The sequence below is a fragment of the Lentzea xerophila genome (genome assembly GCF_051094245.1).
GTDB lineage: Bacteria > Actinomycetota > Actinomycetes > Mycobacteriales > Pseudonocardiaceae > Lentzea > Lentzea xerophila.
Genome location: NZ_CP194934.1, coordinates 7,742,697 through 7,755,303, shown reverse-complemented (window position 1 = coordinate 7,755,303; position 12,607 = coordinate 7,742,697). Strand labels below are relative to the sequence as shown.

Sequence of the window (12,607 nt, the reverse complement as noted above, 5' to 3'; positions counted from 1 at the left end):
AGGCTCCCGGACCGTTGCTCGCCGAACAGGTCAGGTGGAACGGATTGCGGAGCCAGGACGACGCGAGACCGTCACGCCCGCTGGGCCGTGACGCGCTGGCGCGCGAGTGGGCGATGCAGATCGGGCGGACCGCCTACATCCCGTTGTCGAACGCCAAGCTGACCGAGGAACTGCACGAACTGCTCAACGTGGTGGCCGAGGCGGTCGCCGAAGATCCCGCCGCGGCCTCCCAGGTCGGTACCCGCCTGGTCGAGATCCACTGCGTCGGCGGGGACAGCCTGCGGAAGTCGATCGACGTCCTCGCGCGGTTCGTCGTGCAGGAGGGTGCCGGCGCGCAGCGGGCCGCGTTGGTCATCGGAGCCGTTTCCGCGGCGTACACCGAGGCGATCCAGGCGTTCGTGCTGGAACAGCAGGAAAGCATCAGCCAGGCGCTGCTGCGGGCGAACCGGGCCGTGCAGCTGGATCTGCAGGCCAGCGAGGAACGGTTCGAGGACATCTTCGCGCGCTCGTCGACCGGGATCGCGATGGTCAGCCTCGACGGGGCGCTGGAGCGGGCGAACGAGGCGTTATGCACCATCCTCCGGCGCGAGGACGTCGCCGGGATGACGCTCACAGACCTGATCGCGCCGGCCGATCTGCCTCTCATCACCGACGCGCTGGCGAGTCTCCGGTACGGGCGGATGCGCCGGATCGAGGAGCGGCCGAGGTTGATCGACCGGGACGGCGAGCACTTCCGCGTTCTCCTTGCGGCGACTGTGCAAAGGGATGCCGAGGACAACCCCCGGCACTACGTCGTGATGATCGAAGACGACAGCCAGCTCACGTTGCTCGGCGGGCGGTTGCAGTACCAGTCGCTGCACGACGCGCTGACCGGGCTGCCGAACCGGCAGTACCTCACGACGCGGCTGGAGTCGTTGCTGCACAGCGACATCGAGCACGGCGTGACGCTGTACCACCTCGACCTCGACGCCTTCGCGGTGATCACGGACGGGCTCGGGCGCGAGATCGGCGACAAGGTGCTCAAGCTCGTCGCGGAGCGGCTCAGCTCCGTGTTCTCGAGCGAGAAGGCGATGGTCGCGCGGCTCGGAGGTGACGAGTTCGCCGTCCTGGTCGAGAACGGGCCGGAGACGCCGAACGTCGACACCACGATCCGGATGATCGAGCACGAACTGGCCGAGCCCGTCTACTTCGGTGAACACGGGGTCGCCGTGTCGGCGACGATCGGGGTGTTGCCGCGGCTGCATCCCGGTGACCATCCGGGCGAGGTGTTGCGGGCGTCGGACATGACGTTGCGGCGGGCCAAGCGCAGCGGGCGGCGGCAGTGGGGGCTGCACGACGCCACGCAGGACAAGCGGGAGCAGCAGGAGTTCGCGCTCGCCGCGGTCATGCCCGGTGCCTGGGAGAGCGGCGAGATCGAGGTCGTGTACATCCCCGTCGTCAAGCTGGACGGTTCGGGCCTGGTGTGCGCCGAGGCCGAGCTGAGCTGGCGGCACCGCGAGTCCGGCCCGATCGTGCACCAGAAGTGCGTGTCGATGGCCGAGCACACCGGGCTGATGTTGCCGATCGGCGAGTGGATGCTGCGCACGGCCGCGGCAGCCACCCGCGGGCACGACGACATGCTCGCGATGTGCCTGGAGGGCGGCCTGGCGAGCAGTCCCGACCTCGTGCGCGACGTCCGGCGCGCGCTCGTGGACACCGGGCTGCAGGCCGGACGGCTGTTCCTGGGCTTCCCGATGCACGTGCTCAGGTCGGAGGAACCCGAGGCCATCGACAACCTGGAACTGCTCGCCGACATGGGCATCCAGATCGGTGCCCGTGACTTCACCGGCTCGATCGCGGAGGTCGAGCTGCTGCGCAGGCTCGGCGTGAAGGCCGTCCGGCTGACTGACCGTTTCCGCAAGCCCGACGAGTTGATGTCGCGCATGCTCAGCGACCTGATCGGCTACGTGCACGAGGCGGGCTCGCTCATCGTGATCGACGGGATCGAGGACGCCGAGCAGCGGGACTGGTGGGCCGAGTTGGGCGCAGACGCCGGGATCGGACCGGTGTTCTGCGCGGAGCCGACTACTGAGTGGCCCGACGCGGGCTGAGGTGCACGAGGATCAGCGCGAAGCCCGCGATGGTCACCATGCGCAGGGCGGCGCCGATGCCGTTCCAGTCCTTCGACTGCCACATCGCGAACCACTCGCCGCCGACGGTGATGAAGCCGCCGAGGAACAGCGCCACGACCATCAGCAGACCGGCGGACGCGAACCTGCGCGCGCTGTCCTCCTTGTCGCGCAGGTAGGCGATGGTGCCGGCGGTCAGCAGGGCCGCCGAGACCGCCTCCCACAGGATGATCGCGACGTAGACGATCGTGACGACGGCGGGGCTCGTGATCGCCCGCCACTTCAGCCCTTCGCCGAACGTGGTGTCCATCGCCAGGACGTGCTGCACGAACGCCTCGTTCGTGCCGTAGTCCGTGATGTTCCCGAGCACCACCAGAATCATGTTGAGGGCGATGAACCCGACGGTCACCGCGACGACCGCGCGCAAGCTGCCGACCCGAGCAAGAAGACGCATGGAGCGGACACTAACCGATGGGGCGCCGCCGATGAGGTGCGGTTGGACGGTCTCGTCAGCGGCTGATCGGCCCTAGGACCTGTATCGAAGTCCATGTTCGCGATAGTCCGGCCGCACCACCGGAAACCACCTCAGGCGCGACTCTCATCGAACGGGACCTCGATACAGGCCCTAGCAGGGGGCCCGGAACTCGACCTGCGGCAGGCGGGTCTGCCACAGCTCCTCGGTGAGCGCGCCACGGGTGGTGGCGCAGATGCGGTCGGCCTCGTGCGCGACGTCGATGTCCCACAGCCGCAGGACCCCGTCGCCGCCACCGGTCAGCAGCACGCGGCTGTTCGGTTTGAAGTGGACGGTCGGCTCGACACCGGAGGCGAGCGACATCTGCTGACCCAGCGGGGCGGCCCGCGCGGGATCGCTGATGTCCCACAGCCGGAACGTCTTGTCCGCGCTGCCGCTCGCGAGCGTCCTGCCGTCCGAGGTCACCGACAGGGAGCTGACCTCCTGGGTGTGGCCGCTGAGCACGCTGAGCGCCAACGGTTTCTCCCGGTCCCGCACGTCGAAGATCCGGATGGCTTTGTCGGTGCCGCCGGTGATCAACGTGTGCCCGTCGGGGGTGAAGACGACGCGGTGCACCGGTTCCACGTTGTCCGTCACCGGCTTGCCCAGCAACCGGGGTGCCGCCGGGTCGGTCACGTCCCACAGCCGGATCGTGCGGTCGCTGCTCGCCGTCGCCAGCGTCTTGCCGTCCGGGCTGAACGCGACGTCGTTGACGTACGCGTCGTGCCCGGTCAGCGGCGCACCCAGCGACACCGGGTGCGCGGGATCACGAACGTCCCACAGCCGCACCGACTTGTCGTCGTCGCCGGTCGCCAGGATCTTGCCGTCGGGCGAGAAACCGAGCGTGGAGCCGAACCGGGTGTTGAGCACGAGCGGCGGGCCGAGGGGCACGGTGTTCGCGGGGTTCTCGATGTCCCACAGCCGCACGGTCTGGTCGGTCAGGCCGTTGGCGGTCGCGAGCACACCGCCGCCCGGCCGCAGCTTCGGCCTGATGGTGCCCCGGTCGGGGCCGACCACCGCGGAGCCGAGCGAGCGCAAGGCGTGCGGGTCGGCCGAGTCCCACAGCCTGGCCGTTCCGATGCCGTCGCCGGCGACGAGCAGGGAGCCGTCCGCGCTGAACACGGGGTACACGACGTTCGAGCCGCGGACCAGCACCATGTTCTGCGGCAACGACCACAGCCGCACCGAGTTCTCGCCCGCACCGGTCGCGAGGGCCCGGCCGTCCGGTGTGAAGCCGACCGCGAACACGCCACCGCTGGGTGCCGCGAGCGGTCTGCCGATCTGGTTGGCGGCCGCCGGGTCGCTGAGGTTCCACAACCTCGCGGTGCCGTCGGCCGCGCCGGAGGCGAGCACCTGCCCGTCGGGACTGAACTTCACCGACCAGACACCGCCGGTGTGGCCGACGAGCGCGTCGCCGATCGGCTGCTGCGTCGCGGGGTCCCACAGCCGCACGGTGGTGTCGTCGCTGCCGGAGGCGAGGATCTTGCCGTCCGGGCTGAACGCCACCGAGTGCAGGCCGTCGGTGTGCCCGGTCATCGGTTTCCCGACCATGGTGCGGGTGGCGACGTCCCACAGCCGGATGGTCCTGTCGTCGCCCGAGGTGGCGAGCGTCCTGCCGTCCGGGGTGAAGGCGAGCGTCCGCACGGCCGCGGTGGCGCCGCGCAACGGGTCACCGAGCGGCTTCGCGTTCGCGGGATCGCTGACGTCCCACAGCCGCGCCGTCTTGTCGTCGTTCGCCGCGGCGAGCGTCTTGCCGTCCGGGCTGAACTCCAGCAGGTAGGTGGTGCCGTTGCCGGTCTCGATCGTCTTGAGGTGCCTGGGGTGCGCGCGGTCGGTGACGTCCCAAAGCCGGATCGTCCTGTCCTCGCCGGTGGTGGCGAGCACGCGGTCGTCGGGGGAGAACACCGCGGAGCTGAGCCAGCCGGTGTGACCGGTGATCACCGCGAGCGGTTTCGGGTTCGAGCGGTCGCGCACGTCCCACAGGCGGGCGGTGCGGTCGTAGCTCGCTGTCGCCAGAACGTCGCCGTCGCTGGTGAACGACGTCAGGTAGACCGCGCCGGTGTGCCCGTGCAGCGGCACGGCCAGCGGGGTCTGCTGGTTGGAGAGCAGGCGGGAGACGACGTCCTGGTCGTCCGGCCGCATGCGGTGGGCGGCGAGCAGCAGCTGGGAGGCGAGCGACGGGTCGGTGTCGGTGAGCCGGTCCGCCTCGGCGACGACCTGGCGGAACACCGCGTCGTTGCGCTGCCGGACGGCGATCACCGCGGCGCTCGCCGCGATCAGAGCGAACACCACCACGAGCGAGACGGCGCTGCGGCGCAGCCAGACGCTCTTGCGGTGCTGGCGTTCGGACGTCCGCACGAACTCCTTCGCGACCGCCGTGACGTCCTGCTGCTGCCGCACGCCCTCCAGCCGTGCGCCGCGGTAGAGCAGCGACGAGTCGTGCTCGCTCTCGGCCCACGCCGTCGCGTCCTCCTCGAGGCGCTGGCGGGTGAGGTTGCCCGCGCGGTCCTCGTCGATCCAGCTGCGCAGCCTCGGCCACGCGTGCAGCAACGCCTCGTGGGTGATCTCCACGCTGCCGGCGTCCATCGTGATCAGCCGGGCGTGGGTGAGGACCTCCAGCGCGCGTTCGGTGGCGGAGAGGTTCGTGCTGGCTTCGAGCAGGCTGTGGCGGCTCGACCTGCGGCGGGTGTCCTGGGTGTCGTCGCCGACCCTGACCAGGCGCAGCAGCAGCTGCCGCGCGGCCGCCCGCGCCGGTTCGTCGAGGTCGGACCAGGCGCGTTCGGCCGTGGTGGCGACGGCGCCCTGGATGCCGCCCGCCGCCCGGTAGCCGGCGATCGTGAGACGGCCCGCCTGCCTGCGTTGCCACGTGACCAGCAGGGCGTGGCTGAGCAGCGGGAGCGCGCCCGCGTCGTAGGCGTCCTTGCCGCGGCGGTTGTGCGTGCCGAGGTCGCGCAGCATGAGGTCGACCAGGCCCGCCTCCAGCTGCAGGCCGGCGGCCCTGGCCGGGTTCGTCACGGCGTCGCGCACCTCGGCCGCCGACATCGCGCCGAGCACCATCTGCCTGTTCTGCAGCGCCTCGGCGAGCTCGGGGAAGTCGAGGCAGCGGGCGTAGAAGTCGGCCCGCACGCCGAGCACGACCGCCGTCTTGCGCGCCGCCGCGTGCAGGGCCTGCACGAAGATCCGCAACCGGTTCTCGTCGCCGCCGAGCGTGAACGCCTCCTCGAACTGGTCGACGATCACCACCCGGTCGCCGACCGCCAGCTGCACCTCGTGGGCGAACTCGACCAGCGCGTCCGACCCGGCCGCCGCCTCCAGCGTGTGGATCAGCTCCGGCACCTGGAGCGCGAACTCCTTCAGCGGATCGGTGCCGGGGGAAATGATGACGGCGTCTTTGTTCAGGCGCGGGAGAACCCCCGCTTTCATCAAACTCGACTTACCGGCACCGGACGCGCCGACGAGCATTGTGATGCCGTTTTCGTCCATCCGGTCGAGAAGAGCGCTCGTCGCCCTTTCCCGGCCGAAGAACCAGTTCGCGTCCTGCGGCCCGAATGCGCTCAACCCCATGTACGGGCAGACGGCGCTGTCTTCCTGCGGAGGTGTGTCCGACGCGCCGGCGGGACTCGCGAGCGCCTCCTCCCAGAGGGTGCGCCAGGCGTCGAGCTCGTACAGTCCGTCGATCGCCGGCTGGGGCTTCCGCTTGCGCGCCTCGCCGACGAGGACCTGCAGCACCGCGCGCAGCCCGCTGAACCTGGCGGGGACGTTGCGCCCGCGCCGCCAGTCGCTGACCCGCTGCGCGGGCACGCGGACCGGTCTGCCCTGTTCGTCCGTTCGGCGGGCGCGGGCGACCGACTCCGTGACCCGCTTCAGTGGCGGATCACCTGCCTCCGCGTAGAGCAGCGCGAAGCGCTCCGCGAAGACGCCACGGGGTCCCAAGCGGCCTCCACCTCGTCCGGACCGGAAAACGTGCACCACCCGTCTGAACTGCGGCGCACGCACCGGACAGGCGGTCAGACCCCACCATAACGAGGTGGTCTGACAACCTCGACTCCACGTCCTTCACGAGATCGGGAGACCGGCAAGGTGGTAGTGACCGACTGGGGCAACGTGTCCACGGCTGAGGAGCGCTGGGGGTCTTCTCAGCCGTGGCCTCGTCCGAGCGAATGGCAGGGTGCGGCCTGTTAGCTCAGGCCGCCTTCCACAGCGCGTCCGCTTCCGGTTGCCGCGGCTGGACCCGGTTCGGATCCGGCAGGTACGTCTCGGTCGGCAACGTCACGTAGGTGATGGCGTCCGGTTTCAACGCGGTGAGTTTTCCCGCGAGATCGGCCAGTTCCGGAATCGACCCGATCTCGCTGTCCGTCACGATCGACTTCGTGAGGATGTCGGCGAGTTGCAGGGTTTTCTGCGGACTCGCGAGCCAGTTCTCGTTCGCCAGTTTCTCGCTCAGCGCCCGCAGGAAGAGCTGCTGGTTCTTGATGCGGTTCAGGTCGCTGCCGTCACCGATGCTGTAGCGGGTCCTGACGAAGGCGAGTGCCTGCGTCCCGTCGAGCCGCGTCGGCCCGGCCGGCACGTGCAGCCCGCTCTTCTCGTCGTCGATCGCCTCGGGCATCGTGACCTCGATGCCGCCGAGCCGGTCGATCACGTCGCGGAACCCGTTGAAGTCGATCTGCACGAAGTGGTCGATCCGGATGCCGCTCATCTGCTCGACCGTCGCCACCGTGCACGCGGCACCGCCGGTGGAGAAGGCACTGTTGAACATGGCGATCGCGGCCGGCGGGTGCACCCCGCACCGCGGCCTCGGCACCATCGTGTCGCGCGGGATGCTGACGACGCGCGCCTGGTCGCCCTTCGCGTTCAGCTGCACGACCATGGCGGTGTCGGACCGCCCGTCGTCCTTGCCGAGCAGCAGGATGTTCAGCGGGCGGCCAGGCGTCGACGGAGGCCTGGGGTGGGTGATCTCCTCGGCGAGATCGACGGTCTTGAGATTGCTCTCCAGCCGCCAGTAGGAACCCCCGGCCACGACGCCCGCCGCGATGACCACGGCCGCCCCCGAGACCACGAGCCATCGTTTCAAGTGGACGTTCATACCTCCGACGGTGCCGGACGTTTGTCCAGGTCCCGTCGATGGTTCGTCATGGTTGTGTCACAGCGTGCCTCAGCTGGTCGAGGAACCGAGCGGTGTCGGCGGTGACGGCGTACCTGGCCTTCGTGCGTTCGGTGGCGATGTCGCGGCTGAACGGGCTGCCCTCCGCCAGGAACCGCTGGTCGGCGACGATCTTGCCCCGCGTGTAGCGGCCGGTTAGCTCGATCGCGAACCTGTCCTCGCGGTAGGTGGCGAGGGTGGGGTCGAGCAGGATCGCCGCCGCGAGCGGGTCGTGCGGGACGAACCCGGTCCTGCCCAGGAAGCTGCCGTAGAAGTCGGCGTAGAAACCGAGGATCTGCCGCGGGTAGCAGTCGTGCGGAAGCGCGTCGAGCCACTCGCCGGGCGCGTGGCTTTCCATGGTGACGTCGAGGCCGACGATCGTGAGCTGCTCGAACCCGGCTCCGAGCACGAGGTCGGCGGCCTCCGGGTCGTGCCAGAAGTTGGCCTCGGCGTAGGAGGTGATGTTGCCCGGCACGTTCAGCGCGCCACCCATGACCACCACCTGGTCGAGCAGTTGCGGCAGCCGGGGCTCGATCTGCAATGCCAGGGCGACGTTGGTGAGCGGCCCGATGGCCAGCAGGTTCAGCTCTCCCGGGTGCTCCCTGGCCATGTTCGCCAGTTGCTCGGCGGCGCTTTCCCCGGTGGGAGAGGTCTGCGGATCGTCACCCGCGTACCCGCCGAGGCCGTCCTGGCCGTGCACGTCCTCCGCGGTCATCAGTGGTTGCGCGAGCGGTTTCGCGGCTCCCATGGCGACCGGGACCTGGAGGCCGAGGCGTTCGGCGAGCCTCAGGGCGTTGGCCGTGGCCTGCTCGACCCCGACGTTGCCGTGGACCGTGCCGATGGCGACTATTTCGGTGTCGGGCTGAGCGCGCAGGTAGTACAAAGCGAGGGCATCATCGATGCCGGGATCCGCGTCGACGATGATCCGCATGCACCGATCATGCCACCGGGGGATGACATGACAGTCCGTCCCGCAGCCGCCTCCGACGCACCGGCCGTCGCGTCGGTGCACGTGCGCACCTGGCAGGCCGCGTACCGCGGTCTGGTCCCGGACTCCGTGCTGGACAGTCTCTCCGTTGAAGCGCGCACATCGATGTGGGAACACGCCATCCCGCGCGGTGGGGTGTGGGTGGGGCCGGTGGACGACGAGATCGCCGGCTTCGCGGCCGCCGGTCCGTCCGAGGAGCCGGATGCGGCCTTCCAGCTGCACGCGCTCTACGTGCTGCCCTCCGCGTGGGGCACCAGCCTGGGTTTCGAGCTGGCCAGGGCCGCCCTCGGCGCGGAGCAGGACGTGGTGCTGTGGGTGTTCGACGAGAACCCGCGGGCCCGGCGTTTCTACGAACGGCTCGGGTTCCGCGCCGACGGCCTCGTGAAGACCGAGACCATCGGCGGGGCCGAGCTGAAGGAGATCCGCTACCGGCTCACGGCGTGATCTCGTGTTCTCATTGTCCAAACAGGACTAGCGCTCTTACAGGGGAGCTGCCATGGTGTTCCGCCGCAACCTGGAGTCACGCGAGGCCGAGATCGCCCATGAGGTGTTCGGCGACGCACTCGACATCAGCGCCCTGCGCCTGGCCGAAGGCGGTCTGCTGGGCAGCTTCGGCGTGGCCCGCACGTTGCCGAAGCTCGTCACGTTCCCCAAGGGCGTCCTGACCACGCCGCAACACCGGGCGAGGTACGAGCGCTGGCTGGTGCACGAACTGACCCACGCCTACCAGTACCAGCGCGGCCGCAGCGTTCTCAGCCTGCTCCCGACCGCCCTGGCGGGGTTCTTCGTGAAGAGCCTCTACGACTACGGCGGCGCCGAAGGCCTGCGCGGCAGGACGTTCGCCGACTTCAACACCGAACAGCAGGCCAACATCGTGGCCGACTACTACTACCTCAGCCGGTACGAGCCGCACCGGGACCTCTCGGCCTACGAGCCGTACATCGCCCACGTCCGGTCGGCGCGCTGACGTCACCTGGCCTTCGCCGCGTGGGAGGCGAGGCCGTCGGCCATCTGCTGCATGACGCGTCGCATGACGCGCTTCATCAGCCACCCCAGCCCGAAGCGGGCGTTGTAGGTGCCGTGCCAGTGGATTCTCGTGCCACCGTCGGAAGTCGGTGTGAGGTCGACGACCGCCCGGTAGTCGCGGATGGTCGGGTTGAACGCGTCCTCGTAGGTCAGCTGCTTCTCCTCGACGAGCCCGGTCACCCGTTCCCCGGTCACCGTCCGCCCGGTGCGGAACGCGCGAACCGAGCCGACGGGATCCTGCCCGCCGGCATCGAGGCCGCTGGACCGTTCGACGACAAGACTGTCCACGGCCGACCAGACGGGCCAGGTGCATGCGTCGACGAGCAGCCGCCACACGACGGCAGGAGGTGCGGCCGAGATCGCGGTCGCGTCGTAGCTCAACATGTTCTTCGTTCCTCGTCGCGCTGGGTGGTCACATCACCCGGAACGCTAGGAGATCCTTGTCGCACAGGGACATGCGCCGGGTTGGCGAGTTTCGATCAGATCTTGCGGTACACCGACGGACGGACGCCGACGTGACCGAGGAAGGCCGTGGACAGCGCGCCGGGGCTGCCGAACCCGCAGCGCTCGGCGATCTGCCCGATCGTGAGGTCGCTGCCGGTCAGCAGCCCGCGTGCGCGTTCGATCCGGAGCCGCGTGAGGTACCGGTAGGGCGTCTCACCCGTCGCCGCACGAAAAACGCGGACGAAGTGGTACACGCTGAGGTGCACCTCGGCGGCGATGTCGGCCAACGTCACCGGCTCGGCCAGCCGCTCGCGCATCACGGCGATCCCGGCGCGGACCGCCGCGTGTTCAGGCCCGGGCAGCCGTCCGTGCCGGCCCAGCGTCAACAGATGCGTCGCGAGGAACTCCGCCGCGGACTCCGCGTAAACGTCGTCCGCACCACCCGCCGCAGGCAGTGCCCGGATGAGCTGTCCCACCACGGGATCCCCCGACGCCACCGCGGCCGACAGCCTCTCGAAGTCCGGCGCCGACCCGCCCAGCCGCGCCGCCGCCCTCGCCACGGTCGCCGACGGAATGTGCACTTGTACGGTGCGCATCGCCGACGCCGCCCGGTAGTCACACACGTTGTCCTGGCCGGGAACCATCAGTTCGAGAGCACCCGGAACCCGGCGCACCGGCTTCCCGCCTGAACGCGTCCGCATGACCACGTCCCCTGCCACGTAAAGCACCAGATGCAGGTCGGCCACACCGGGCAGCTTGATGTGCTCGGCCTCGGGAGCGTGGTCGAAGCACTGCACGAGCAGCGACCGCCAGCCCGCGTCGTCCCAACTGCAGAACGTGCGCCGCACCAGCGCCGACGTGTCCCACTCCGCGTACGGCGCGAGATCGAAGTCGGGCGAGTCGAACACCACGCCAGCTTAGAGAGCCGCCCCGCCGCCACGGCTCTCCGCGCGCTGGGCGTGGAGCGTCGTCACCACTTGTCGGAGGTGACGATCGCCTTCACCTGGTCGAGGACGAGCGGCGGCTGCGGCGAGTAGACCCGACCGCCCGGCGAGTTGATCGCAGCACCCATGGGGTCCTCCTGGTTGCTGACGCGCAGGAGGATCATCGTTCCGTCGAGCCGCTTGAGGCACGCCATGTACGCCGCCGCGCCGGGAGCCGGCTGCAGGGTCCCGGTCGCCAGCCGGGAGCCGTCGGGCAGCGTGCTGACATCACAGATCTCCCCGCGGGACGGGTTGCACAACTCGCCGGGCTCGGAATCGGTCGGGCGGATCGTCAGGCTGAAGCTCCCGGTGAGGCCCGCGGAGGTCAGAGTCCCGCCGACCACGGGGCTGCCGTCCGGACCGTCCAGCCTCGTCACGCCCGGGCCTGGTTGCTTCGACGGGGAAGCCAGCGGCACGGTCATCTTCTGGGTCACCTCGAACGTCGCGGCGTCGCCGAGCACCACCCTGAACCGGGCGACCAGATCATCCGGCGAGGAGGGGACCGAGCCGCCCGCGGCGGTCGACGACGGGGTGTTCGGCGGGCTGGCGGCGTGCGTGCCGGAGTCGCCCGGCACCAGCCACACCGCACCGGCGACCAGACCCGCCACCGCGACAACGGTGGCCGCGACGGGTACCAGCCGCACAGCCCGCCGCGCCCGCACGACTGGAGCCGTACCCAAGGCCGCGGCGTCGGCACGCCGATCCAACTCGGCGAAGGCATCGTGGAGGGTGCGCAGGTCACTCATGAGGTCTCCTGAAAGCTGGGGGCGCTGGCGGTGAGGTCGATGCGCAGAGCGTTGAGCGCGCGATGAATCTGGCTGCGTACGGTCGGCTCCCGGCACCCCAGCTGTAAGGCGATCTCCCTGTCCGACAGGCCCGCGTAGTAGCGCAGGACCACAGCCGCACGCTGCTTCCTGGGCAGACCGGCGAGGCGGCGGATCATCGCGTCCCGCTCGGCCCGCTCGTCCGCCCCGTCGGAGATCACCTCCGGCTCGACCTCGGCCCGCGGGGACATGCGGGTCAGCCGTCTGCGCCAGGACAGGTACTCGTTGACGACCATCCGCCGCACGTAGGCGTTCGGCTCGTCCATCCCCGAGATCCGTTCCCACCGCTCGAACGCCCGGCCCAACACGTCGCTCACCAGCTCCTCGGCCAGCCACGTCTGACAGGTCAGGACCGTGGCGAACCGCATCAGCGCGGGACGCTGCCTTGCCACGTACTCGGTGAACTCCATCGGCAACTCCCGATCGTCTACTCGACCTCGATTTCGCACCCCTAATGGAGAAGTGACCCCTAACGTTGCATCCGGTCTCTCAACAGCTGCCGAGAGCCCCTCACCCGTACCGGATGCGCACTTGGTCCGCGTGGAACTGACCGCCGCTCGCGGGCATGGTGTCCATCGCTGCC

11 protein-coding genes are annotated in these 12,607 nt (G+C 69.8%); 3 read left to right on the top strand and 8 right to left on the bottom strand.

The genetic code is table 11. The features are described 5' to 3' along the window. Positions 1–44: 44 nt before the first annotated feature. A complete protein-coding gene (locus ACRSBM_RS37110) occupies positions 45–2,090 on the top strand; it encodes a diguanylate cyclase domain-containing protein (protein ID WP_434451079.1) in 2,046 nt (681 codons plus the stop codon). Here the strand turns inward: ACRSBM_RS37110 and ACRSBM_RS37105 are convergent. The 4 genes from ACRSBM_RS37105 to ACRSBM_RS37090 form a co-directional block, all read right to left on the bottom strand. Beyond that, the gene (locus ACRSBM_RS37105) at positions 2,065–2,562 is read right to left on the bottom strand and encodes a DUF2165 domain-containing protein (protein ID WP_434451076.1); all 498 of its coding nucleotides are present in this window, start codon (positions 2,560–2,562) and stop codon (positions 2,065–2,067) included. The two genes, ACRSBM_RS37110 and ACRSBM_RS37105, sit on opposite strands and share 26 nt — an antisense overlap. Positions 2,563–2,733: 171 nt before the next feature. Continuing rightward, positions 2,734–6,552 carry an nSTAND1 domain-containing NTPase gene (locus tag ACRSBM_RS37100; protein WP_434451073.1) on the bottom strand — a complete coding sequence of 1,273 codons (3,819 nt, stop codon included), beginning with the start codon at positions 6,550–6,552 and terminating at the stop codon, positions 2,734–2,736. Positions 6,553–6,802: 250 nt separating this feature from the next. Then, positions 6,803–7,702: an LCP family protein gene (locus ACRSBM_RS37095; protein WP_434451071.1), complete on the bottom strand. Its 900-nt coding sequence runs from the start codon at positions 7,700–7,702 to the stop codon at positions 6,803–6,805. A 46-nt stretch (positions 7,703–7,748) separates the two neighbouring features. Further along, positions 7,749–8,690 (bottom strand): nucleoside hydrolase, encoded by a 942-nt coding sequence (locus ACRSBM_RS37090; RefSeq protein ID WP_434451068.1) that lies wholly within the window; start codon positions 8,688–8,690, stop codon positions 7,749–7,751. A gap of 27 nt (positions 8,691–8,717) precedes the next feature. Here ACRSBM_RS37090 and ACRSBM_RS37085 point away from each other — a divergent pair, with 27 nt between their 5' ends. Both ACRSBM_RS37085 and ACRSBM_RS37080 read left to right on the top strand, forming a co-directional pair. Continuing rightward, positions 8,718–9,191: a GNAT family N-acetyltransferase gene (locus ACRSBM_RS37085; RefSeq protein WP_434451065.1), complete on the top strand. Its 474-nt coding sequence runs from the start codon at positions 8,718–8,720 to the stop codon at positions 9,189–9,191. Positions 9,192–9,243: 52 nt separating this feature from the next. Next, positions 9,244–9,714 carry a hypothetical protein gene (locus tag ACRSBM_RS37080; protein WP_434451063.1) on the top strand — a complete coding sequence of 157 codons (471 nt, stop codon included), beginning with the start codon at positions 9,244–9,246 and terminating at the stop codon, positions 9,712–9,714. Positions 9,715–9,716: 2 nt separating this feature from the next. On the opposite strand, the gene ACRSBM_RS37075 is transcribed toward ACRSBM_RS37080, so the two are convergent. The 4 genes from ACRSBM_RS37075 to ACRSBM_RS37060 all read right to left on the bottom strand — a co-directional run bounded on the left by ACRSBM_RS37075 (position 9,717) and on the right by ACRSBM_RS37060 (position 12,440). Further along, positions 9,717–10,157, bottom strand: coding sequence for an SRPBCC family protein (locus ACRSBM_RS37075; RefSeq protein WP_434451060.1), 441 nt, complete (start codon positions 10,155–10,157; stop codon positions 9,717–9,719). A gap of 95 nt (positions 10,158–10,252) precedes the next feature. Continuing rightward, a complete protein-coding gene (locus ACRSBM_RS37070) occupies positions 10,253–11,125 on the bottom strand; it encodes a helix-turn-helix domain-containing protein (protein ID WP_434451058.1) in 873 nt (290 codons plus the stop codon). Between the two features lie 62 nt (positions 11,126–11,187). Next, complete coding sequence (locus tag ACRSBM_RS37065) at positions 11,188–11,946, bottom strand: hypothetical protein (RefSeq protein ID WP_434451056.1); 759 nt, start codon at positions 11,944–11,946, stop codon at positions 11,188–11,190. Further along, positions 11,943–12,440, bottom strand: coding sequence for a SigE family RNA polymerase sigma factor (locus ACRSBM_RS37060; protein ID WP_434451053.1), 498 nt, complete (start codon positions 12,438–12,440; stop codon positions 11,943–11,945). Before ACRSBM_RS37060 ends, ACRSBM_RS37065 begins: the two co-directional genes overlap by 4 nt. Positions 12,441–12,607: the final 167 nt, after the last annotated feature.

Excerpts from the sequence above, each read along its gene's own strand:
- ACRSBM_RS37090 (WP_434451068.1), bottom strand. The coding sequence starts at position 8,690 with ATGCGGATCATCGTCGACGCGGATCCCGGCATCGATGATGCCCTCGCT.
- ACRSBM_RS37095 (WP_434451071.1), bottom strand. The coding sequence starts at position 7,702 with ATGAACGTCCACTTGAAACGATGGCTCGTGGTCTCGGGGGCGGCCGTG.
- ACRSBM_RS37075 (WP_434451060.1), bottom strand. The coding sequence starts at position 10,157 with ATGTTGAGCTACGACGCGACCGCGATCTCGGCCGCACCTCCTGCCGTC.
- ACRSBM_RS37105 (WP_434451076.1), bottom strand. The coding sequence starts at position 2,562 with ATGCGTCTTCTTGCTCGGGTCGGCAGCTTGCGCGCGGTCGTCGCGGTG.
- ACRSBM_RS37085 (WP_434451065.1), top strand. The coding sequence starts at position 8,718 with ATGACAGTCCGTCCCGCAGCCGCCTCCGACGCACCGGCCGTCGCGTCG.
- ACRSBM_RS37080 (WP_434451063.1), top strand. The coding sequence starts at position 9,244 with ATGGTGTTCCGCCGCAACCTGGAGTCACGCGAGGCCGAGATCGCCCAT.
- ACRSBM_RS37065 (WP_434451056.1), bottom strand. The coding sequence starts at position 11,946 with ATGAGTGACCTGCGCACCCTCCACGATGCCTTCGCCGAGTTGGATCGG.